This window comes from Paenibacillus sp. 1182, assembly GCF_017833915.1.
Lineage (GTDB): Bacteria > Bacillota > Bacilli > Paenibacillales > Paenibacillaceae > Paenibacillus > Paenibacillus polymyxa_D.
The window spans coordinates 1-22,443 of the sequence record NZ_JAFICR010000015.1 but is presented as its reverse complement, the minus strand read 5'-3'; the positions used below and the strand labels follow the sequence as shown (position 1 = coordinate 22,443).

General features: G+C 45.3%; 20 protein-coding genes. 9 read left to right on the top strand and 11 right to left on the bottom strand.

Annotated features, from left to right (window positions below):
• Nucleotides 1–64 precede the first annotated feature (64 nt).
• The 3 genes from JOD82_RS24185 to JOD82_RS24175 are packed head-to-tail and all read right to left on the bottom strand — an operon-like array spanning nt 65 to nt 3,701.
• Complete coding sequence (locus tag JOD82_RS24185; RefSeq protein WP_029518877.1) at nt 65–1,411, bottom strand: GntP family permease; 1,347 nt, start codon at nt 1,409–1,411, stop codon at nt 65–67.
• 27 nt (nt 1,412–1,438) lie between these two features.
• The gene (gene gntK / locus JOD82_RS24180) at nt 1,439–2,977 is read right to left on the bottom strand and encodes a gluconokinase (protein WP_165145537.1); all 1,539 of its coding nucleotides are present in this window, start codon (nt 2,975–2,977) and stop codon (nt 1,439–1,441) included.
• Nucleotides 2,970–3,701, bottom strand: a complete 732-nt coding sequence (locus JOD82_RS24175; RefSeq protein WP_209950093.1) for a GntR family transcriptional regulator — start codon at nt 3,699–3,701, stop codon at nt 2,970–2,972. The genes gntK and JOD82_RS24175 overlap by 8 nt, the downstream gene beginning before the upstream one ends.
• Before the next feature lie 212 nt (nt 3,702–3,913).
• Between JOD82_RS24175 and JOD82_RS24170 the strand changes: the two genes are divergently transcribed.
• On the top strand, nt 3,914–5,209 hold the full coding sequence (locus tag JOD82_RS24170; RefSeq protein ID WP_025719225.1) for a GntP family permease: 1,296 nt from the start codon (nt 3,914–3,916) through the stop codon (nt 5,207–5,209).
• Nucleotides 5,210–5,230: 21 nt separating this feature from the next.
• The gene (locus JOD82_RS24165; protein WP_209950092.1) at nt 5,231–6,376 is read left to right on the top strand and encodes a glycerate kinase family protein; all 1,146 of its coding nucleotides are present in this window, start codon (nt 5,231–5,233) and stop codon (nt 6,374–6,376) included.
• 127 nt (nt 6,377–6,503) lie between these two features.
• Here JOD82_RS24165 and JOD82_RS24160 read toward each other — a convergent pair whose 3' ends face one another.
• Both JOD82_RS24160 and JOD82_RS24155 read right to left on the bottom strand, forming a co-directional pair.
• Entirely contained in the window at nt 6,504–7,544 is a 1,041-nt protein-coding gene (locus JOD82_RS24160; protein ID WP_209950091.1) for a CdaR family transcriptional regulator, read from the bottom strand.
• A gap of 223 nt (nt 7,545–7,767) precedes the next feature.
• Nucleotides 7,768–8,898 carry an RDD family protein gene (locus JOD82_RS24155; RefSeq protein ID WP_312887712.1) on the bottom strand — a complete coding sequence of 377 codons (1,131 nt, stop codon included), beginning with the start codon at nt 8,896–8,898 and terminating at the stop codon, nt 7,768–7,770.
• 211 nt (nt 8,899–9,109) lie between these two features.
• On the opposite strand from JOD82_RS24155, the gene JOD82_RS24150 reads away from it, so the two are divergent.
• Nucleotides 9,110–9,667: a GNAT family N-acetyltransferase gene (locus JOD82_RS24150; RefSeq protein ID WP_039272193.1), complete on the top strand. Its 558-nt coding sequence runs from the start codon at nt 9,110–9,112 to the stop codon at nt 9,665–9,667.
• A gap of 99 nt (nt 9,668–9,766) precedes the next feature.
• Here JOD82_RS24150 and JOD82_RS24145 read toward each other — a convergent pair whose 3' ends face one another.
• Both JOD82_RS24145 and JOD82_RS24140 read right to left on the bottom strand, forming a co-directional pair.
• Complete coding sequence (locus JOD82_RS24145) at nt 9,767–10,237, bottom strand: MerR family transcriptional regulator (RefSeq protein ID WP_245249130.1); 471 nt, start codon at nt 10,235–10,237, stop codon at nt 9,767–9,769.
• Complete coding sequence (locus tag JOD82_RS24140; RefSeq protein ID WP_209950089.1) at nt 10,231–10,959, bottom strand: SDR family oxidoreductase; 729 nt, start codon at nt 10,957–10,959, stop codon at nt 10,231–10,233. The genes JOD82_RS24145 and JOD82_RS24140 overlap by 7 nt, the downstream gene beginning before the upstream one ends.
• Before the next feature lie 150 nt (nt 10,960–11,109).
• On the opposite strand from JOD82_RS24140, the gene JOD82_RS24135 reads away from it, so the two are divergent.
• Both JOD82_RS24135 and JOD82_RS24130 read left to right on the top strand, forming a co-directional pair.
• Nucleotides 11,110–13,062 carry a BglG family transcription antiterminator gene (locus tag JOD82_RS24135; RefSeq protein WP_209950088.1) on the top strand — a complete coding sequence of 651 codons (1,953 nt, stop codon included), beginning with the start codon at nt 11,110–11,112 and terminating at the stop codon, nt 13,060–13,062.
• Between the two features lie 169 nt (nt 13,063–13,231).
• Complete coding sequence (locus tag JOD82_RS24130; protein WP_209950087.1) at nt 13,232–15,241, top strand: PTS fructose transporter subunit IIABC; 2,010 nt, start codon at nt 13,232–13,234, stop codon at nt 15,239–15,241.
• A gap of 87 nt (nt 15,242–15,328) precedes the next feature.
• On the opposite strand, the gene JOD82_RS24125 is transcribed toward JOD82_RS24130, so the two are convergent.
• Nucleotides 15,329–16,228: a DMT family transporter gene (locus JOD82_RS24125; protein ID WP_069012306.1), complete on the bottom strand. Its 900-nt coding sequence runs from the start codon at nt 16,226–16,228 to the stop codon at nt 15,329–15,331.
• Between the two features lie 107 nt (nt 16,229–16,335).
• On the opposite strand from JOD82_RS24125, the gene pdxR reads away from it, so the two are divergent.
• Nucleotides 16,336–17,709, top strand: coding sequence for a MocR-like pyridoxine biosynthesis transcription factor PdxR (gene pdxR, locus JOD82_RS24120; protein WP_209950086.1), 1,374 nt, complete (start codon nt 16,336–16,338; stop codon nt 17,707–17,709).
• Nucleotides 17,710–17,784: 75 nt separating this feature from the next.
• Here the strand turns inward: pdxR and JOD82_RS24115 are convergent, their stop codons facing one another.
• Nucleotides 17,785–18,132: a DUF3243 domain-containing protein gene (locus JOD82_RS24115; protein ID WP_209950085.1), complete on the bottom strand. Its 348-nt coding sequence runs from the start codon at nt 18,130–18,132 to the stop codon at nt 17,785–17,787.
• Between the two features lie 116 nt (nt 18,133–18,248).
• Nucleotides 18,249–19,163, bottom strand: a complete 915-nt coding sequence (locus tag JOD82_RS24110; protein WP_165145549.1) for a phosphatidate cytidylyltransferase — start codon at nt 19,161–19,163, stop codon at nt 18,249–18,251.
• A gap of 95 nt (nt 19,164–19,258) precedes the next feature.
• Here JOD82_RS24110 and JOD82_RS24105 point away from each other — a divergent pair, with 95 nt between their 5' ends.
• Nucleotides 19,259–19,801: a hypothetical protein gene (locus JOD82_RS24105; RefSeq protein WP_039271982.1), complete on the top strand. Its 543-nt coding sequence runs from the start codon at nt 19,259–19,261 to the stop codon at nt 19,799–19,801.
• Nucleotides 19,802–19,819: 18 nt separating this feature from the next.
• On the opposite strand, the gene JOD82_RS24100 is transcribed toward JOD82_RS24105, so the two are convergent.
• Nucleotides 19,820–20,710 (bottom strand): diacylglycerol/lipid kinase family protein, encoded by an 891-nt coding sequence (locus tag JOD82_RS24100; RefSeq protein ID WP_209950084.1) that lies wholly within the window; start codon nt 20,708–20,710, stop codon nt 19,820–19,822.
• A gap of 139 nt (nt 20,711–20,849) precedes the next feature.
• On the opposite strand from JOD82_RS24100, the gene JOD82_RS24095 reads away from it, so the two are divergent.
• Nucleotides 20,850–21,716, top strand: coding sequence for an SDR family oxidoreductase (locus JOD82_RS24095; protein ID WP_209950083.1), 867 nt, complete (start codon nt 20,850–20,852; stop codon nt 21,714–21,716).
• A 262-nt stretch (nt 21,717–21,978) separates the two neighbouring features.
• The gene (locus JOD82_RS24090) at nt 21,979–22,317 is read left to right on the top strand and encodes a zinc ribbon domain-containing protein YjdM (protein ID WP_069012300.1); all 339 of its coding nucleotides are present in this window, start codon (nt 21,979–21,981) and stop codon (nt 22,315–22,317) included.
• Nucleotides 22,318–22,443 lie beyond the last annotated feature (126 nt).

Genomic DNA, 22,443 nt, shown 5'->3' with positions numbered 1-22,443 from the left:
CACTTATAAACTTAGAAGATTCTAAGAAAAATAAGTGGGGGATCTACCGCCCGGGAATCGTGGTTTATACGAATAAACTTAGTACTAAAATAAATCCTAATCCGGCTACCGAAATGATGGTCTCAAGCAATGTCCATGTTGCAAATGTTTCTTTCATGCTTAAACCAAAATACTCTTTAAACATCCAGAAACCAGCATCGTTAACATGTGAAGCTATTAAACTACCCGCTCCCGTGGCGAGCACAACTAAAGCAAGATTAACGTCGGATTGTCCTAACATCGGTATAACTAAACCAGCGGTTGTTAAAGCTGCAACAGTTGCAGAACCTAAGGAAATACGTAAGATTGCAGCGATGATCCAGGCAAGTAAAATGGGTGATAATGTAGTTCCATTGAATAATTCAGCTACATAGTCGCCTACGCCGCCATTAATCAGTACTTGTTTGAAGGCTCCGCCGCCCCCAATGATTAAGAGCATCATCCCAATATGAGTAATAGCCGTTGTACAAGATGCCATTACATTTTTGATTGGGATTTTTCTTGCTATTCCCATGGTGTAGACAGCTACCAGTAAGGAAATTAACATGGAAGTTGATGCATCACCAATAAAACGGATCGCTGCTAGTAAACTATTATCTTCAAATCCCATTGTTTTTTGAAGCAAAGTTATAATCGTAGCAATAGACATTAAAATGACAGGAAGCATTGCAGTAAATACACTGATTCCAAATCCAGGAGTTTCCTCGGACTTAAATACTTTTTGTTCACCTAAAGAGGCAATATTACCAGTTTTCGTAAATGATGCAGGTACGAGTTTTTTGGCAAGCTTCGTAAATACAGGTCCAGCTAAGATAACGGTTGGAATGGCAATAATGAAACCGTAAAGTAAAACCTCACCAAGGTTCGCGCCATATTCACGGGCAATAACTGTCGGCCCTGGGTGTGGAGGTAAGAAACCGTGTGTTACGGATAAAGCTGCAATCATCGGAATACCGAGATGTAAGATAGAAACCTTTAATTGTTTTGAAATGGCAAATACGATTGGAATTAACAATACTAATCCTACCTCAAAAAATAGCGCCACACCGATAATGAATGAAGCAGCTACGACCGCCCATTGAATATTTTTTTCACCAAATTTGTCTACGAGGGTCATGGCAATTCGTTGAGCACCACCAGAATCAGCGATCAACTTACCTAACATCGCTCCAAGTCCAAAGATTAACGCTAAGTGACCAAGGGTTCCGCCTAATCCGGCTTCGATGGTTTTAACAATTTCTTCTAAAGGCATTCCAAGTGCTAAAGCGACGCCGAACGATACAATGATTAATGAAATAAAGGTGTTCAATTTGAAGCCCATGATTAAAACGAGTAATGCTAAAATTCCAATCGCTACGATAACTAATGGCATTGTAATTACCCCCTGCTTTTTATCTTTTTAGTGTTTAATTAAGCTTCTTTGATAATTGGAAATCCGTGTATAATCGTCTTCTAATACTCTGGATAGGTTAATGAAAATCGGCAGCAATTTCCTGTATTCCTTGGTTGCTTCTTCTTTTGGTGTATGTTTGTTGGTACTGCCAACCATTTCAGAGACGACTTCAAAGGACTGGATTTTTCCGGTGGCATACAAGCCTAAAATACAAGCTCCTAGACAAGAACTTTCGTAGCTTTCTGGAACGACGACTTCAGATGCGAATATATCGGACATCATTTGCCGCCAAACATCTGACCTCGCGAAGCCTCCAGTAGCTTGAATTCGGGTCACAGGACCGTCCATGCATTCAGTTAATGCCAAAAATACGGTGTACAAATTGTAAATGACTCCTTCTAGGGCTGCGCGAATCATATGTTCTTTCTTATGTGACATCGTCAAACCGAAGAATGAGCCACGTACGTCTGGATTCCATAAAGGCGCACGTTCACCAGCCAGGTATGGATGAAATAACAATCCGTCAGATCCTGGTCTTACACGTTCAGCAATCTTGGTTAGTACATCATATGGATCAATTCCTAGTCTTTTCGCTGTTTCTACTTCTGATGAGGCAAGTTCGTCACGGATCCAGCGAAGGACCATCCCGCCATTGTTCACCGGCCCCCCAATAACCCAGTGCTTTTCTGTTAAGGCATAACAAAATATTCTTCCCTTTTCGTCTGTTTGAGGCTTGTCTATAATGGTTCGAATGGCACCGCTTGTCCCAATTGTGACGGCAACCTCGCCTTTTCGTATCGCATTTACACCTAGATTAGAAAGGACTCCATCGCTAGCTCCAATAACAAACGATGTTTGTGGATCGATCCCCATCTTTTTTGCTAAATCTGAATCACAGTTGGTAAATATCTGGGTTGTTGGCACGAGCTCAGATAATTGAGAAGGGGTTATACCCGCAATTTTTAATGCTTCTTCATCCCAATCTAATTTTTCTAGATTCATCATGCCCATGGCAGAAGCTAGGGAATAATCCACTACATATTGATCAAAGAACTTTTTGAAAATATATTCTTTAATTCCGATATACTTTTTAACCTTGACAGCGGTTTCAGAAAGATCATTCACAATCCAAGCTATTTTTGTTAAGGGTGACATGGGGTGAATGGGTGTTCCTGTTCGTTTATAGACTTCATGGCCATTCAGCTCATCTTTTATTTTATGTGCCCATGCTTCACTTCGATTATCTGCCCAAGTAATACAAGACGTAAGCGGGCGGTCATGTTCATCCATCGCAATGACACTATGCATGGCACTGCTAAATGAAACAAACGATAGCTTTTTTTGTGAGTGATATTTCATGATATTCGAAATGGCCTGTAGGACAGCCTGAAATATCTCTTCTGGATTTTGTTCAGCTGTCGCTATGTCCGGTGTATAAAGCGGGTATCCAATATTCTCTTGTTGGATGACTTCGCCCTTTTCGCTAAATAGAACGGCTTTCGTACTTGTGGTCCCGATATCTACACCCAACATATAGTTAGTCATTTGGTTGCACGACTCCTTTAGATAGCATTTGTTGTGACATCCATAGGTCTTCTACTTTACCTTGAACATCATCAAAGTTTTCATGTAAAGACTTGATCATGAGGTCTCTATCTTTTGCTTTGATTGCTTCAATATAAAGTTCGTGATTGTTTATAATCCGTGTAAAATCTTCATACTTTTCTTTGAAACGCATACGCATCGACAAAAGAATGAGACTTTCCATAACAGGCTTTAGATTATTCCAAATCATCAGAATATGAGAATGATTGACTGCACGAATAATCGTTTCATGGAATAAGACATCTTGATATGAAAACTCATCAGCATCACCATATTTAATGGCGACTTTCATCATTTCGAGTATTTTACTAAGTTCCTTCGCCAAATCATCAGTGTCCATGTTTACAAGACGTTCAAATACGAAGGATTCTATGAGCAGACGGACATCATAAATTTCTTCTATTTCTTTTTCTGATAAACCAATAACAACGGCTCCCATTCTTTCTAATCGAATGATATTTTCGGATGCCAGTATTTTTAACGCTTCACGAATGGGTGAGCGACTTACAGTGAAATCAGCAGCTAGTTTATTTTCAGATAATATGGTACCGCTTTCAATCCCGCCAGAAATAATGCGCATTCTAAGCTCGGAAGTTACGCGATCACCAGCTGAGGCTTTTAAAAGCCATTTGGAGGGATATAGGAATTCTGATTCGACCATCATTTCACCTTCTCAATTAATCAAGTATACTTGTATACAGGTATTATAATCTTAAATTTTAAATTTGCAAGCGTATTCATTGAATTTGTTTTGTAAGCCTGTTCGGACTTTTTTGTGCAAATGCACAATCAATTTCGTCTGTTCTTCAATATTTTTCACATACAGCAATCGATATAATGAAAGCGTAATCAAAAATTGCCCGGGGGGTTAGACAGATGGAAGGATTGACGATCAGTTGGATAGGGGCTCTGGCAGGGCTGGCTATTGCAATTATTCTGATATTAAGAAAGCTGAATCCGGTTTATGCTTTATTTTTGGGAGCTATTGTAGGCGCTTTATTGGGCGGAGCCAATCTGGAGCAGACGATCAGCGTGTTAATAAGCGGTACGCAAAGTGTGATGGGGACGGTCATTCGTGTGCTTGCCGCAGGTGTATTGGCAGGCGTAATGATGGAATCCGGGGCGGCGGAGACGATTGCGCAGGCTATTGTAAAGAAATTTGGCGGTAGTAAAGCGATACTCGCACTAGCCTTAGCGACGATGATTATTACGGCGGTAGGTGTATTTATTCCCGTTGCCGTGCTGATTGTGGCACCTATTGCATTGTCGGTCGGTAACAAAATGGGGATTTCCAAGCTGGCGCTCCTGTTGGCTTTGTCTGGAGGCGGAAAAGCGGGGAACATCATCTCTCCCAATCCTAATACGATTGCGGCGGCGCGCGGATTTAATCTGGATTTAAGCCACGTGATGTTGGCGGGCGTGGTTCCTGCGATATGCGGTTTAATCATGACTGTATTGGTGGCATCTATGTTGAAAACCAAAGGTGTGAAGGTGTCCGACCAGGATATTATGGACAGTGATGTCGATACATCGAAATATCCAGCGTTGGGACGGGCGATTGTAGCCCCGCTGGTAGCTGTTATTTTGCTGATGATTAACCCGATTGGTTCCATCTCCGGCATTGAAGCACTTTCGAGTTTCAAGGTGGATGCGATGTACATTTTGCCGATCGCCGGGATTGTGGGTATGCTGGCCATGGGACAAGGGCGCAATATCCTGAAGTATTCGGCCTCCGGTTTAAATAAAATGACAGCGACTGTGCTGATTTTGATCGGTGCAGGCGGGATTGCCGGTCTGATCTCTGCCTCCAACTTGTCTGCACAGGTGGTTGGCCTGATTGAAGCTTCGGGAGTTTCCGGTACATTTTTGGCACCGCTTGCAGGTATTCTGATGGCAGCCGCCACGGCGTCCACCTCGACGGGAGTTATTTTGGCGACAGGCTCGTTTGGGGAAGCCATTCTGAACATGGGAACGGCCCCGCTCGCCGCAGCTGTGATGGTGCATACAGGAGCTACAGTCATTGATTCCTTGCCGCAGGGCAACTATTTTCACGTCACGGCAGACAGCATGAAAATGAGCATTAAACAACGGATGGGATTGATTCCTTACGAAGCTATTGTGGGTGGGACGATGGCAATTGTAGCGACACTCATGTATGGATTTTTACTTTAATATTTACAATGGGGTGAGAAGATGAGAGAGAAAACATTTGTGCTGGCACCAGATTCTTTTAAAGAAAGCATGACGGCTAAAGAAGTGTGTATCGCGATGGAGAAAGGACTGCGCAAGGTCTATCCAGCAGCGAATTACGTCCACGTACCGATGGCGGACGGCGGTGAAGGAACGGTGCAGTCACTGGTGGATGCGACAGGCGGACAGGTTCGTTATATTGAGGTGACAGGACCACTTGGAGAACCTGTAACTGCTGCATACGGCTTGCTGGGAGACGACACCACGGCGGCAATCGAGATGGCATCCGCCAGTGGAATCCATCTGGTTAACAAGGATAACAAGAACCCGTTAAAGACAACCACCTACGGTACAGGGGAGTTAATCCGTGAATGTCTGAACCAGGGAATTCGAAAAATTATCATCGGCATTGGCGGAAGCGCGACGAATGATGGCGGTACAGGAATGGCGGAAGCACTGGGCGCCAGATTTCTGGATGCAACAGGCAATACTCTTCCGCGCGGTGGCGGTAGTCTGGGCGAGCTGGCCAGTGTCGATATTTCATCACTGGATGACCGGTTGCAGCAGGTACAACTGATTGTAGCCTGTGATGTGACAAATCCGCTGTGCGGAGAGCATGGGGCCTCTCAAGTATTCGGGCCACAAAAAGGGGCAACCCCGGAGATGGTGCAGCAATTGGATGCCAATCTTGCCCATTATGCCGATGTGGTGAAGCAGCAACTAGGCAAGGATGTGCGCGATCTCCCAGGCGCAGGCGCAGCAGGTGGATTGGGTGCGGGCTTATTGATTTTCACTCAAGCGGCGCTGCAAAAAGGCATTGAAATTGTGATTGAATACACCGGTTTAAAACAAAAGCTTGCCACGGCCGATATCGTTTTGACGGGGGAAGGCGGTATTGATTTTCAGACTAAATTCGGTAAAACTCCTTATGGAGTAGCTCAGGCGGCCAAACAGTCTGGCAAAAAGGTTATTGCGGTTGCAGGTTATATCGGGGAAGGGATCGACACGTTGTACAAGGAAGGAATAGATGCGGTGTTCGGCATCGTACCGGGAGCCTCGGAGCTCGGTAAGCTGCTGGCCGAAGGGCCGCAAAACGTAGAGCGTACGTGCGAGAATATCGCAAGAGTACTTCAATTCAGCGAGAAGTGAACCGAATAATACGAGCGCTCGCCTGTAATCCCGAGCTTAGCTAAAGCCGGATTGACTGAGAAATTGGGAGTGCGGCGAGCGGATACATGATATTTCTGGCGTATGGTCAGGGGCGTGAAACAGCTGTTCATTGATACAGTGCCAATAAGCCGTGCGTAAGCTCAAAAAGCTGAAGGAGATTCCGGGGATCTTTACCAGTTAAGGTATGGATGCGCTTCAGGCGGTATTGCAGCGTATTTCGGTGAATGTTTAATTCATCTGCCGTAAAGGAGACACTGCCGTTATGGTTAATAAAGCTTCGCAGCGTATCCAGCAAATCCACGGTATCCTCCAGCTTGCTCACCAGATAGATCGTGTTCGTCAGGTTCGTTTGACTCAATTTGACCAGAAATTCGACTTCCGCAAAAGAAATTTTTTGCACAGGCGGGCGCAAAGCCAGTAAAACATTCATAGCTGACTTGGCTTGCATATAAACATCCGCAATGTTGTGCTCTTGTCTGCTGACCGTAATCAGCACATCGGGATGGCTGCGCACAAGTGGCTCTAGCAGTTTGTCTGTCGGTTCCTGATTTTGTATTAGGACGAGATAACAATCTTCCTCCATACGAAAGGATGGATGCTGCATGAATATATTGGACAACTCGGCTAAATGAGCTGGATCAGCAGGCAGATACTTTACATATACAGCCGAAGTTTTTAGAAGCAAATCAATGTGATATTGAGCTGCTTCTTTTTTTATTTTTTGCGTATAGGCTCCCTGATGATTCAATAACATTTCCAGCACAGATTTTTTGCGATTGGCTTCATAGGCCAGATGCTCCAATGAGATGCGCTGTTCAATTAGGAGAGATACTGTAGTTTTAACAATATTGCAAAAAGGACGCACTTCATCGGGATTGCCTGAAATACCAATCACGCCAACTAACTCATGATGAATGACAATCGGTTCGTTGGTTCCCCTTTTCTCATAGTGGCCGTCCTGCCACACTTCAATCATTTTCCCGGTTTCGAGCGCCTGAACAGCGCCTTGGTGAATGGTTCCGATTCGTTCACTCTCGCCGCTGCCAATGATGATGCCTCGTTCATTCATTATATTGATATTGTATGGAATATCCTTCATCATTTTGTCTACGATGTCTTGGGCTTGTTTTTCGGAGAGCTGAAACAAATCCGGATTCCTCCTTTATCTATCGTGATATAGTGTACCTTAATGTACTACCTTTATGAAAGGGTTTCCAATTTATTGTGCATCTGAACAATATGATAAGGCAGGTCGCCGAGCATGTCAGTCCATTTTATCATAGATGTGAAGAATCGTTGTACGCAAAAAGACAGGGCTCTAAGGAGCACCTGCTTTTTGTGTCTATCCTTTTTATTGCCAGCCACGCTGACTAATGACGAACCTCGCGGAAGCTATAGATAATGTTGTGTAGTTCTTTCTTTAAACGGCCGTCTTTAGACGCTGGGGCATATCCTAGCACCTGGTAGTAATCCTTTTCGGTCTCTATAATCGCTACGTGGGTGATATATTTATCCACATCTTTTTTACCTTTAATCGCGAACTCAAGGGCAGGATATCCATGAATGGTTGTATTAGAGACAGGTCCTACACTGGACAGGTTCCACTCTTTGGTTAAGTTATTTTCAGCTTTCTTACCATACTGTTGGAGAGTTATATTGCCCAATTGCTTTTTCGAGTGGGATAGTACCACAACGGACTTATGAATGTACGGATTAAATATCGCAATCTCTGCTTTTCCTTCACGGTCCGGATCTGTTGACCAGTCCAGTGGGGCTGTGATTTGAAATCGTCCATCTTTACTCACATAGCTTTGCTCTTTCTTGCTCACTGGAGCTTCAGGAGGCGCGTAACTATTTGCCAGTATAAAAATAGCATTTACAAACGAGGCTCCCAAGATCACCATGGCGGTAAAAAATATAAACAGCGAACGTTTCATTGTCTTTTTGCTAATCGGCTCTAAATCCCGTACCTTTACAACATATGTACCTGCAGCTAAATCACCAATTCGTTGTCTTGATGCAGTTACTAACACGCTGATACCAGCAGGTATCCCACCCATTAGCAACGGATTGGTATCGATTAGCCTGAGCAGCGTACGAATGAGTGATTTAAGAAAACCAGGAGGCTTACCTTCCCCGGTAACCACCTTAATACGAAAGACGAACTTACCCAGCGTATAGCCTGTGTAACCTTCCAAAAGCAAATAATAGCTGAAGAAAGCAATAAGCAGAATACAACGGGATGCAATCGCTAAAGGCCAAAACCATCTATCCGTTATTTGAATGACAGAAATAAAGAAACAAATATACCCAAGATAAAAAAATATGCAATCAAAAACTGTTGCTCCCCACCGTCTAAACAGAGTAGAGTTCCCGTATGTTGTTGATAACGCCGCCATCCTGTTTGGATCTACCCCATAATTTTGACCATGCCGAATGTACATCTGTCTTGAGGATTCCTGCGGGTTGTGTGGTACGTGCTGTTCGTCCAAAAAATACACCTCTTCTTAATAATTAAAAACACACTCCTTATATTAACGGTCATTTTACAATCCATGTTTAGGAAAACATTCTATAAACAAAGAAATTATTATAAATATCCCTTCCTCTCATTTACTCTATAATTGGAAGAAGAAAGTAACGATAGACTCGGGAGGTATGGGTATGCAAGAAGAGCTGGCAGAAGCGAACAAGGCAGCAAGAGGTGAGAATGTGAAAGGTGAGTTCCCGGTTATAACGACCGAACGTCTCGTATTACGAAAAATGGTAGCGACGGACAGCAAGGACATGTTGGAATACTTTTCAGATGAGCAGGTTATGAAGTTTTATGGACTGAGCCCGTTTGAGTCTGAACAGGATGTACTGGATGAGATCAGTTGGTATGATCGGATTTTTGAGACAGATCAGGGAATACGCTGGGCTCTTCAAACGAATGAAGGTAAAATCATCGGTTCTTGCGGGTTTCATAACTGGGACCAACGTCATCACCGGGCAGAAATGGGCTATGAATTGTCCAGAGACTATTGGGGCCAAGGGTTAATGTTGGAGGTACTTGCAGCTGTAATCGACTATGGGTTTAATACCCTCTCATTGAACCGCATTCAGGCGCTAGTAGAGCCAGAGAATGCACAATCCTTGCGTTTGCTCGAAAAAGCAGGCTTTCGGCAGGAAGGGCTCCTCTCCCAATATGAATTTACGTCCGGGAAATATGATGATCTTTACATGTGCGCATTGGTCAAATCAGAGTATATCAATCGTTCTCAGAAATGATAGATGAGGTGAATCAAGCGGGGGAGCATGGGTAGGAAGAAGGTTGATCATTGTACAACATGATCGACCTTCTTTTTGGATAAAGCAATAAAAAACCCCCTAAAAAAGGGGATTGGTGCTGGGGGTTGTAGGGTTACAATTCGTGTCGCTAAGATCAGGATTGGTAGAGAGGTCGCGATAATGGCTGAGCTTATATTCAATAATTTTTTGGGTCTCCATCAGTCTGGAGATTTCTTGTTGAATCTTCTGATTATGTTTTTCAAGTAAGGAGTGTCTAATCGGAATGGTGCTGTTGCCTTGCATCGAAAGTTCTCGATAATGCTTCATTTCCTCTATGGTCATTCCAGTGGCTTTTAATCGGGTTAAAAAGATAATCCCCAGAACCTGATCTCTACTGTAGAACCTGTGTCCGTTAGCCCTTCGTTCTGCATAGGGCAGCAAGCCAATTCGCTCATAGTAGCGTATGGTATCCTCTGTTAAACCTGTTAGTTCTGCAGCTTGACTAATAGAGGTTATGGTCTCCGGAATTTCCTGCAAAGTATCCCACTCCTTAATTGTAACGATTACCAAGGAACTTCTCCATTCGCGTCGAAAAACCCTCCTGACGGCCCGTCATTATTTAAAGTGGCTAAACGAACAACGACAGCAGCAGCTTGTTGTACCGAACCCGGTCCTGTAAAGCCATTTAAGTCAGTGGCGGTAAAGCCAGGATCAGCCGAATTAATTTTGAGAGGTGAGTCTTTGAATTCTTTGGCAAGGGTGACGGTGAACATATTAACCGCTGCTTTGCTGCTATTGTAGGCAAGCAAATTAAATTGTGCATGCTCATGCTCAGGATCGCTATTATAGGTTAACGAACCAAGGCCACTCGATAAATTAACGATTCTACCGCATGGAGATTCTTGCAATAAAGGCAGCATGGCTTGCGTCACCGCGACCAAACCGAAAAAGTTCGTTGCATACGTTTCTCTTAAATCGTCTAAAGAGAACTGACTTGGAGGAGTGGCTCCTCCCAAAGATATACCGGCATTGTTGATGAGTACATCAAGGGAACCGAATTCTTGTTTGATCTGTTGGACTGCGGAATCAATCGTACTGTGATTCGTCACGTCTAACAAAATCAATCGGGCTTTTACTCCCTCATTAGCCAACTTAGCCACCGCTTCCCGGCCGCTCTGCTCATTCCGTGAGCCAATCAGGATTGTATAACCCATACCCCCCAATTGTCTGGCTGTTTCATACCCGATGCCTTTGTTGGCCCCAGTAATAAGAACTGTTTTTCCAATGGTCATGAGTGATTCCTCTTTTCATTATTCTTGAATTTGGCGGCCACCATGCTTTAAATGTACTACTTGGAGTATACTTAAAGTCAACACAAAACCAGCAAAAATATAGCTCGAAATGCCCTGGACATTCTTTAACTTGGAAGATGGGAGAATGGAATGAATAAAAGGCAAATGGAAATTTTACGCATGTTGTTAACTGAACCGGACCGGTTGTGGTTAGCGCAGGATCTGGCGGATCTGACCGACTGCTCTGAAAAGACGATCCGCAACGATCTGAAAGTAATTGAAGATTATATCGTCAAGCATTCTGATGCCAATCTGGTGAGAAGGCCGGGACGCGGCATTTATCTGGAGATGGGTGAAGCGGATCAGAATGAATTGTTCCATCGACTGTATGCGGACGAGAGTACGGCCCAACATGAGTCGGATGAGGAAAGGGTACTGCATCTCGCCTATCGGCTCTTGATGAATGCCAAGCCTGTGACCATCCAGGATCTAGCTTCACAGTATTATGTGAACAAGACGGTAATTCGTAGAGATATGGAGAAGATTGATGGCTGGCTACACAGCTTTGATCTGGCCTTAATTACCAAGCAGCGCGTAGGCTTGACCATCCTAGGCTCTGAGAAAAATAAGCGCATCGCTTTGGCGCGGATGAACCAGCTGATTGACAGTCCTGAGTTAACAGGACAGTTGATGCGCAAACAGTTTGAATCGCACGAGATTACAACCATAAATCATGAATTAAAAGCATTGCAAAAACGCAATGAGCTCAGCTTTACTGACGAAGCTTTCGAAGCTCTAATGCTGCATATCCTCTTAATGGTCAAACGAACCAAGATGGGACAACCCATTTCCCTCTCCAAGCAGGACATTGCCTTTTTGCAGGAGAGACGCGAATTTACATGGGCTATGTCTTTTTTGCAGCAGTTGCAAAAGTTGTTTGCCGTGCCTTTTTCCAAGGAAGAGACAGCGTATTTAACTCTGCACCTGCTTAGCGGGAAGTTCCGTTACCAGCAGGAGGAAAGAACAGGAAAACAAGGTGAGCTGGCAGATAGCCACCCGCTTTTGCCTGAGTTGATTGAGCAGTTAGTCCGGCGGATGTCCGAGCTGAATATGATTGCCTTTTCCAAGGACAAGATGTTGCTGAAAGGATTGAATGTCCATTTATATACGACCCTGAACCGTCTTCAATATGGGTTGACCGTGTCCAATCCTATGCTGGCCGAGATCAAGAAGATGTACCCCTACATGTTCGACCGAGTTATTATTACGCTGGAAGAGGTGGGGAAATGGATCCGGTTATCCTTCCCCGAGGAGGAAGCGGCGTATTTAACGCTGCATTTTCAGGCTTCTGTGGAGCGATTGCACCAGAAAGAGAGTCATCCCCAGAGAGCCATCATCGTGTGTCACATGGGCATTGGTATGTCCCAACTGCTGCGCACCAAGGTGGAACGTAAATTTCCGGCTGTACATGTGGAGACAACCCTTTCCAAAGCGGAAGTCCAGGACTATCTGGCAGCTCAGGAGGTGGATCTCGTCATTACCACTGTAGATCTCCCAGAGATAAACATTCCGCACATTCTCGTCTCTCCCTTGCTGGATGCCAAGGACGAACGTCGACTGGAGCAAGTGATCCGACGACTGGATGAGCCGGAACATAGGGCGGCAGACGAATCTGTATTTTTTAAATATACAACACCTTTTTTGGTCTTTCCCCAGCAGGAAGTGCAGCATCCGGAACAATTGATCTCCAAGCTGGCGCAAATACTGGAGGACAAAGGATATGTGGAGCCCGGTTATGTGGACAGCGTACTGGCGCGAGAAAAAATGTCGGCTACGACGATTGGGGGAGGCATAGCTATCCCGCATGGCGGTTCTGAATGGATAAGGCAGTCCTCTATTGTAATCGCTACCTTGAAGCAGCCGCTTACCTGGGGGACCGAGAAAGTAGAGCTTGTGTTCTTGCTTGCGGTTAAACAGGATGGGCGGGAAGAGATGCGCCAGTTATTCAAGGAATTGTCCCTGATCAGTGAGCAGCCTGCTTTGGTTCATGCTTTATCTAAGGAGACTGATGCGATGAGATTATTAGGGAGAATGAAGGGATAAACTAAAATCAAAAGCTGTACTCTGGAGCAGGACTTATAGATAAGTCCTGCTTTTTGTCGGTATAATTCCGTTTTTCCGAAAGTTCCGGTAAAAAGTTCGTCCGATAACAGCAAGATAGGCGTTTATACTATCAATGTAAGCGGAAACAACAGAGAGAAGGGGAATGACTATGAAGATATTAGCGATTACCTCATGTCCTAACGGAATTGCACATACGTATATGGCAGCTGAGAATCTGCAAAAGGCAGCAGCAAAGCTGGGCATCGAAATGAAGGTCGAGACGCAAGGCTCCATTGGAGTCGAAAATCAACTGACCGAGCAGGATATCCGTGAGGCAGATGGCATTATTATTGCAGCGGATAAAACGGTGGTTAAAGACCGCTTCGTCGGTAAGAAACTGCTGGTCGTTGGCGTACAGGATGGCATTCGCCGTCCAGAAGAAATGATCCAGCGGGTGATGAAGGGGAATGTACCTGTGCACCAAGCAGAGTCACGTACTGCCGAAGGTAGCTCACAGGAGAACAAACCGAAACAAAATCCCATCTACCGACACTTGATGAACGGTGTGTCCTATATGGTACCCTTCATCGTCATTGGGGGATTGCTCATTGCCATTGCGTTGACGATTGGCGGTGAGAAGACACCAGGCGGTCTGGTTATACCGGACGGTTCATTTTGGAAGACGGTTCAGGATATCGGCTCAGCTTCGTTTACCTTTATGATACCGATCCTCGCCGGATTTATCGCAATGAGTATTGCGGATAGACCGGGGCTTGCACCGGGTATGGTTGGCGGATTCATTGCTGCGAACGGCAGTTTTTATGGAAGTGAGGCGGGGGCCGGATTTATCGGCGGGATTATCGCTGGTTTTCTGGCGGGTTATGTTGCACTGGGTATTCGGAAAATGAAGGTTGGGCGAGCGTTACAGCCGATCATGCCTATTATTATTATCCCTGTATTGGCATCGTTAATTGTTGGATTAATCTTTGTCTTTGTGATTGGTGCTCCAGTCGCACAATTGTTTGAAGCTTTAACGGGCTGGCTTGCAGGTATGCAAGGTACAAGTTCAATTCTACTAGCATTGATTCTAGGTGCGATGATCTCCTTTGATATGGGCGGCCCTGTGAACAAAGTTGCTTTCTTATTCGGTTCGGCCATGATCGGCGAAGGGAATTATGAAATTATGGGGCCAATCGCCGTTGCGATTTGTATTCCGCCGATTGGGATGGGACTTGCAGCGATGATCAACAAACGTAAATTTGCACCTGCGGAACGCGAGGCCGGGAAGGCAACATTCACGATGGGGTTGTTCGGGATTACCGAAGGTGCGATTCCATTCGCGGCGCAAGATCCACTGCGTGTTATTCCCAGTATTATGGTAGGGTCCATGGTCGGTTCTGTCATCGCCATGTTGGGAAATGTAGGTGATAAGGTAGCTCACGGTGGACCGATTGTAGCTGTACTTGGTGCAGTGGACCATGTGCTTATGTTCTTCATTGCCGTTATTGTCGGCGTAGCCGTATCGGTTGTCCTGGTGAGCTTGCTGAAAAAAGATATTGCAGCAACTGTAACTCCGGATGCTGCTGGGGAAGCGATGCCTGGACATTCTACCGCAGGAGCTGGGCAATCTGCGATTACTACAACGACTGCTGCGGCGGAGTCATCTGCATCAACAACTGTCACAAATAACGGGCCAGCAGTGTCTTCGCAAGCCATGCACATTGAGAAACTGACGGATATTGTAACGATGGATCTGATTAATTTGGATCTGGAAGGAACGACACGAGATGCTGTGGTTGATGAAATGATCGGAGCACTTGAGAGAACTGGAGCCGTAAGCTCTGCCAGTGATTTCAAACAGGCGATATTAGCCAGAGAGGAAGAAGGCTCCACAGGCATTGGAATGAATATTGCCATTCCTCATGGCAAATCGGAAGCTGTCCTGAAGCCAAGCGTGGTCTTTGGCATCAAGCAAGGCGGTGTTGACTGGAATAGTGCAGACGGAAGTGAAGCAAAACTGATCTTTATGATTGCCGTACCGCGCAACAGCAAGGAAAATGCGCATCTGAAAGTGCTGCAAATGTTATCGCGTAAGCTGATGGACGATCATTTCAGAGAGGCGCTTCTGGCAGTTACTACGAAGGAAGAAGCATATCAATTGCTGGATCAGGTGCATTAATTCAATGCGATAAGAACCTAAAATAAAGAAAAGAGGCTCCCGAAGTTTCAGCCGGGAGCCTTTTTTTTGAGAAGGTCTTTGCGTGAGTCAGCGGCGTTCACCGCGTGATATAAGTATGATGCCGAGAAATACAAAGCCTGCACCAGCCAGATGAGCAAATGAGAAGGATTCACGGAGGATGATATAGGACAGCAGCAGTGTGCTGACGGGAATACAACCCGTGTATACAGCTGCTGTACTAGCCGGTACTCTTGATACACCCCTAAACCATAATACGTAGCCTAATGCGGTGACAAAGATACCATAATATAAGACTAGCCCAATCTCCCCTACACCAACGTGGTTAAAGTTGAACTGTTGGGCCTCCACAAAGGAACAAGCCAGGAACATGAGGAATGAAAAGAGTGTTATATACATGGTTCCAAGCAGGGAAGAGACATGGCTGGATAGCATCTTGCGTAACACTGTCAGTGCCGCTTCTCCGAACACAGCAGACAGAACAAGCAGCAGGCCAATGAACGAGGTTGCGTTAGGAGCATTGAACCAGAGCGCCGATATGTGAGGTACTTGTAGTGCCAAAACACCGAGCAGTGAACAGGCAATCCCTAGTCCGGGGCGGAGCGTAATCTTTTCTCTCAGCAGCACATACGAAAGAAGTACAACAATAGCTGGGGTTAAGCTAGTTAAAATTCCGCTTTCGGAAGCAGAGGCGTAGGCCAGCCCGTACAGCATTAGGACACGGAAGAGAAACATGCCGACCAGTGCTTGAATGAACAGGATTAAGGCATCCCGTTTGCTGATCCTTAATGAATACTTTTTGATGAATACAATGGGTACCAAGAACAGAAGGGCAACAGCCAGACTGGCAGATTGCGATAAAAAAACAGGCAGCTGCATCACGACCAGTTTGCCGACTACCACAGAACTGCCGACAATGGAAGTGGCGATCACTAATTCCATGTAAGTCGAAAAGGTTGGTTTGTTCATTTTATCTCACCTCTTGTACAGATATTGATATATACTGTAGCAATAGAAACTGGGCACTTGTAGATCCAGTTGAAGAGGTTTTCGACAGTACCGCTTGGGGGGTAGCTATGTGGTTATCTATCGATAAGAATGTGACAGTTCCGATGCTGCGTCAGGTATATCAAGCAATACGGGACCGTATTTTAGCTGGAGAACTGAATGCAGGGTATAAACTTCCTTCGACCCGGGTGCTGGCCTTACAGTTGAACGTTTCCCGGAATGTTATCCTCGAAGCTTATGAAATGCTGCTAGCCGAAGGCTTAGCCATTGCGCGCTCAGGTTCAGGAACCTATGTAGCCGAAGGGGCCGTCCTTCCAGGTTATGTATCCGCACCGCCTATCGAGGCGTCTGCGTCTGCAGTGGAATCTGCATATTCAAATGAGATGTCGGTAATTTCCTTCCGGACAGGCCTTCCTGCATTGGAATTATTTCCGCGCAAATCATGGGCTGACTTGCTTCAGAGCGTATGCAAAGAGGCTCCTGATCTGGCACTAGGTTATGGCGATCCTGCTGGAGAGCCTGAGTTACGCAGGGAGCTAGCCGACTATTTGAGTCACACCAGAGGAGTGAAAGTCAGCCCGGAACATATTGTAATCACTAGCGGAGCAGTACAAGCGATTCAGCTTGTCACCCGTCTGTTACTGTCAGCTGGAGATGAAGCCCTGGTAGAGGAACCGACAAATGAAGATTTAAAAAGCATTCTGGCGGCCACAGGAGCCACACTGCGGAGTATGACTGTTGATGATTCGGGAGTTATAACAGCCGATCTGCCGCAAAAGAAACACCCCAAACTGGCATATCTGACACCCTCGCACCAGTTCCCGCTGGGGGGTATCTTGCCGATCCAAAGGCGGATCGAGCTAATTCAGTATGCAGCCCGGACAGGATGTCTTCTGCTCGAAGATGATTATGACAGTGAGTTCCGGTATGACGGGGTGCCCGTCCACTCCTTGCAGAGTCTGGACCCAGAACGGGTGCTATATGTCGGGACGTTTAGCAAAATATTATTCCCCGCGCTGAGGATCGGCTATATTGTTCTTCCCTCGTCACGAGTCGCTGATTTTATCCGTTTAAAGCAACTGGCGGATTACCAGACGGCGAGCCTGGAGCAAATTGTGTTGAGTCGGTATATCAGGAAGCGACTCCTTCATAAACATGTACATAAGATGAAGAAAGTGTATGCCAAGCGTCGTCAAGTCCTGATTGATAGCCTTGAGCAGCATTTTACAGGGCAATATCGGGTGTGTGGCCGATCGGCGGGTTTACATTTGGTAGCAGAGTTTCAGTTCCCGTTCCGAGAGGATTTGCCGAAATGTCTCCATAGTCAAAATGTATTTGCGGCACAGCTTGAAGGGAACCGGCTGCTCATGGGCTATGGGCATCTAAAGGAAAATGAAATTCGTGAAGGGGTTCGCAGAATCAGGAACGCACTGCAACGGTAGTAAACGCGAAAGCAGCCTATCCTTAGGTGAGGATAGGCTGCCCTTTTCATAGCAAGATATTGTGTTCCATCATCACTATTCATACGAGGTTTGAGCCACGCGTACTAGCATATGGGCAAGCGCATGCTGCTGCTCCTTGTCCCCCGCTTTCCACAGCTCCTGGAGGAGCTTCTCCTCGCTGTTTCGAGGTTCTTCTTTGGCTGCCAGATATCCAGCTATCTTCTCAGCTGCTTTTGCGATCAATTCTTCATTCAAACCAATATTTTGAGCCATTTCAATCTTGTCGCTCAAATAACTTTTGAATGAATCAAAGCTGCCCAGAATGTCATCCTTTTTGTTGTCGTCTATCCGATTTAATACGTCATCTACCTTGTTCAAGGCCACTTCGCCTTCCTTATTCACAACATGATCGTGCTCTGCCATTTCTAACGCCTCCTCAAGATCGTTTTCTAGGATAAGGACTGCTTACGGTACGGTAGTACTTACCCCGGCTAACCAAAATGAAACCGATGAGAAGCGGAGTATTGCGGAGGTAATCGCTACATAAAGTCAAAAAAATAACGAATTACGTGGAAAAAGACGGGTGAGGTGTAGGTCAAACTATCCACCCGGCTTAAATAGCTTTTTTTCAAAGCATCGAACTTATCATCATCGCCGATTAATAAATCCCGCTTCAGCACGGAAACCGTTAAACTGCCAAAGAAACCGCTCAAGCTGATCAGCATGCCGAAAATAATTCCAAATTTCAGGTCAAACGGCGTCAGATAGGGATAGATGAAATAGGAAGCCGCTATAGTTACGGGAAAAGCGAATGCAAAGCCTTCCCAAGTTATATTGGGATTGGATGTCGGGACGATTTTCCGTTTTCCGAAATAGAGTGATGCTAGATAGTGTACGACATCATTGAGCTGCGTCAGTACCACTAGAAAAAGTACAAGTTTCGCTCCGTATTGCGGCGTAGCAAACTGAAAATAGGCCAGATGACTCAACCCGAAAACCATCAGCATGAGTCCCCACTGGGTCGAGCTGACACTGCGCAGAAATCCAACCGTTCCTTTGTTGATCAATCGCGGGAGCGGTAGCAGTAAGAATACATAGATAGGAATAAAAACAATAAACATTCCGTACCACCCGATATAAATCCAATAAAATTGTACGGGAATCGCCAAGTACGCCCATAGAAACAATCTGCGATCAGCTTTTCTGGATCTAATCATGGAAAAGTATTCTTTTAGCGCAAAAAAGGTGAGTGCCATCAGGGAAAGCAGTGAAACAATCGGATTGAAAAGAGTTGCCAAGCAAAAGATAAAGAACATACCCCACCATGTCTTGATGCGAAGCCCAATCCCTGCATAGTCTTTGTCTGGCTGTGTTTTGACTACTACTATGTAAATCAGATGGATGACCAATAAGGCTGTAAAAATAAGGATTAACGTTAATATCGAACTGTCCATTACCACTCACCAACTTATCGCGAAATAGGGTTCCATTAGGGTTCCTATGTTATTATGAAGGAATAATTCCAACTTGATAAGGGGAAATTTCGTAAATGGTAGCAGATCAATCCGTCTTTATCTTGCTTACGAATACGGGAACGTTTCTTACGAGAGTCATTAAAAGCTATACGAGAGCGCCATACAATCACGCCTCCATTTCCTTCAACCGGGAACTTTCGGAGTTATACAGCTTCGGCAGAAAGACCCCTAATAACCCTCTGGATGGTGGTTTCGTGAAAGAGGATATTAAGACAGGTACATACAGCAGATTTCCGAATACAACATGTGTTATCTACCAGCTTCAAGTAACCGACCGTGAAGTTGAAAAAATGAAGCGAGTTTTACATGTATTTATCCGAAGTCGTCAAAAATATATGTATAACTTACTGGGTTTGATTGGTATTGCACTCAAAGAACCAGTCGAGTTCAGCAATTCTTATTTTTGTTCGCAATTCGTCGCGGAAATTTTACAGCGATCCGGCATAAAAATATGGAACAAACTGCCCGCTCTTGTTACGCCAGACGATTTTCGGCAAAGTGATCGATTCCATTTGATCTACGAGGGGAAATTGAGCGAGTATGATCCTCAAGCTTGAGGACCAGCACCGCATGACCTAGACCCCTTCCGGCACAATTACCTCGATATGACGCGGTAAAATACCAAGCTCGATAGGCAAAGACGGCCCTTCCTCACCATCTACATTCGTACTGACCGGTTCTGCGGAGCTGACACTTACATGCTTTGCAGTAAAGTAAACGATATCACTATGATCCTTCAGGTTGCCTAAAAATAAGGATATGCTGGCCGTCACGGTGTTCAATATATTGAGGTTTTTAAAAATAAAGCAGTGAAGCAGACCATCGTCAACAGTCGCATCGGGTGCCAGTTTCTCGAATCCGCCAACTGAATTGGTTAACGTGGCCAAAAAGAGTGGGGACTTTCCTTCCCAGGTCTTGTCATCATAGCGGACGATAAGTGAGTGGGCTGGATGGCTGATAAGCTCTTTCATGCCTTCTTTGAAGTAGGCAAATGTGCCAAACATGGATTTATCGTCTGACGATACAGCTGATAGCGATTCAGCAAGCGAACCTGTAGCAACAACATTGGCAAACATTCGGCCGTTTAAGAGGCCCATATCTACGTTTTTCACGCGGGCAGAAGTCAGTGTACGGATCGCCAGCTCGGGACTTAGCGGAATTTGCAAGGCACGGGCAAAATCATTGACTGTCCCAAGGGGGATAATCCCCAGTCTTGGACGGTGGTCTTGATCCATGAAACCGTTGATGGTTTCGTGAAGTGTGCCATCTCCACCGATGGAAACGACTAGGTCACAAGCTTCCTCACACGCATTAACGCAAAAACGGGTGGCGTCCAGTTCCTTCTCTGTCTCTTTAACCGTAACAACGTATCCTTGATCACGTAGAGTTTCTTCTACGTTTCTGACATGTTGGAGGGATTCCTCTTTGCCGGAAGAGGGATTTACAATGATCATAGCTTTCTTCATATACATGTTCCTTTCTCTAGGGGAAAGTTTGGGTTACCCACTCTTACCCGCAAAGCAGACCTTTAGACTCTAGATTAGACATGTGTTATATTTTTAGTTACTATATAAAAGTAAATAAAATCTGAATGGAGGATTTCATATGAAAATCGCATTAACAGGAGCAACAGGGCAACTGGGTTCCATCGTGGTAGATACGTTGCTTACATCTGTCTCCGCAAACGATCTTATTGTTAGCGTAAGAAATCCAGAAAAAGCAGAGAACTTACGGTCTCGTGGCGTTGACGTTCGTCACGGTGATTTTGATAAACCGGAGACGCTGGACCAAGCGTTTGCTGGAGTAGATCGACTGCTGATTATATCCGCAGACGGGGATAATGATACTAGAATTCGTCAGCATAAAGCGGCTGTTGATGCTGCTGTGCGTGCTGGAGTAGGCTTCATCGCTTATACTAGCGCTGCCAATGCCGCTGACAGCACTCTATTTCTTGCGCCCGTACATCGCATCACGGAGGAGTTCATTCGCGAGTCAGGTATTCCTTATTCCTTCTTGCGTAATAATTGGTATCTGGAGAATGAGGCAGGCACGATCCGATCCGTACTCGCGGGTGCTCCTTGGCTAACCTCGGCAGGGTCCGGTAAAGTAGGTTGGGCTACCCGCGCAGATTATGCGCAAGCAGCTGCAACTGTTTTGTCTGGTGAAGGACATGAGAATACAATATACGAGCTCTCCGGTAAGCCGATTACCCAAGAAGAGTTTGCAGCGGTACTTGCTGAGGTTCTGGGCAAAAACGTTCCTGTCCAGCAGGTGGATGATGCTACGTATGCCGAGGTTATGCTCGGTGCGGGAGTCCCGGAAGGAGCAATCCCTATTGTGGTTGGTATTCAACAAGCGATTCGTGAAGGAGCCTTGGATGTCGTAAGCAGCGATTTTGAGAAGCTGTTGAAACGCCCCCTTACACCGCTTAGCCAAGGAATTAGTGAACTGATCAAGCAAATCCAAGCATAATAAACGTGCCGTAAAGCGGATGCTGCCTACGTAGGCAACATCCGTTTTTAGTTATATGTTCACCTATGGACATTTTCAGCAGACAGAACGCTTACATATGAGGTGCAACAATACTCAGATTAGTTTCATCCATGAGTGGAATCGTGACGGATTATCCAATATACTTGTAGGGAACTCCAAGGAAGACTTGGAGCAAGCTTGGTCTATCCAGGGAAGCTTAGCACAGCAGTAGAATTTGAAAATGAATGGAGTACATAATACCATGTCTAATTTACCAAATTGTCCTGAATGTAATTCAGAGTACACTTATGAGGATCGCAGTCTTTTCATTTGTCCGGAATGCGCTCATGAGTGGTCTACCGAGCCAGAAGCAAGTAGTGAAGACGTAAAGGTCGTCAAAGATGCGAATGGTAACATCCTACAGGATGGTGACTCTGTAACTGTCATTAAAGACCTTAAAGTGAAGGGAAGCTCATCCGTCTTAAAAATTGGCACCAAAGTAAAAAACATCCGTCTGGTGGATGGCGATCACGATATTGACTGCAAAATTGATGGTTTTGGAGCAATGAAGCTAAAATCGGAGTTTGTAAAAAAGAATTAAAATGTAAGAAAGGAGAAGCCGAGGGCTTCTCCTCAGGCTGTCGAGAAAGTCTCGACAGCCTATTTTATGTTAATTTTGTTTAAGACGACACCGCGTTAATGTTGTATAATATAGGTAACTATTGTA

Bases quoted from the DNA above. Each gene is read 5' to 3' on its own strand.
- JOD82_RS24105 (WP_039271982.1), top strand. From the start codon at position 19,259: ATGGTAGCAGATCAATCCGTCTTTATCTTGCTTACGAATACGGGAACG.
- JOD82_RS24135 (WP_209950088.1), top strand. From the start codon at position 11,110: ATGAATAAAAGGCAAATGGAAATTTTACGCATGTTGTTAACTGAACCG.
- JOD82_RS24090 (WP_069012300.1), top strand. From the start codon at position 21,979: ATGTCTAATTTACCAAATTGTCCTGAATGTAATTCAGAGTACACTTAT.
- JOD82_RS24130 (WP_209950087.1), top strand. From the start codon at position 13,232: ATGAAGATATTAGCGATTACCTCATGTCCTAACGGAATTGCACATACG.
- JOD82_RS24175 (WP_209950093.1), bottom strand. From the start codon at position 3,701: ATGATGGTCGAATCAGAATTCCTATATCCCTCCAAATGGCTTTTAAAA.
- JOD82_RS24170 (WP_025719225.1), top strand. From the start codon at position 3,914: ATGGAAGGATTGACGATCAGTTGGATAGGGGCTCTGGCAGGGCTGGCT.
- JOD82_RS24095 (WP_209950083.1), top strand. From the start codon at position 20,850: ATGAAAATCGCATTAACAGGAGCAACAGGGCAACTGGGTTCCATCGTG.
- JOD82_RS24125 (WP_069012306.1), bottom strand. From the start codon at position 16,228: ATGAACAAACCAACCTTTTCGACTTACATGGAATTAGTGATCGCCACT.
- JOD82_RS24140 (WP_209950089.1), bottom strand. From the start codon at position 10,959: ATGACCATTGGAAAAACAGTTCTTATTACTGGGGCCAACAAAGGCATC.
- JOD82_RS24165 (WP_209950092.1), top strand. From the start codon at position 5,231: ATGAGAGAGAAAACATTTGTGCTGGCACCAGATTCTTTTAAAGAAAGC.
- gntK (WP_165145537.1), bottom strand. From the start codon at position 2,977: ATGACTAACTATATGTTGGGTGTAGATATCGGGACCACAAGTACGAAA.
- JOD82_RS24110 (WP_165145549.1), bottom strand. From the start codon at position 19,163: ATGGACAGTTCGATATTAACGTTAATCCTTATTTTTACAGCCTTATTG.
- JOD82_RS24115 (WP_209950085.1), bottom strand. From the start codon at position 18,132: ATGGCAGAGCACGATCATGTTGTGAATAAGGAAGGCGAAGTGGCCTTG.
- JOD82_RS24100 (WP_209950084.1), bottom strand. From the start codon at position 20,710: ATGAAGAAAGCTATGATCATTGTAAATCCCTCTTCCGGCAAAGAGGAA.
- pdxR (WP_209950086.1), top strand. From the start codon at position 16,336: ATGTGGTTATCTATCGATAAGAATGTGACAGTTCCGATGCTGCGTCAG.
- JOD82_RS24185 (WP_029518877.1), bottom strand. From the start codon at position 1,411: ATGCCATTAGTTATCGTAGCGATTGGAATTTTAGCATTACTCGTTTTA.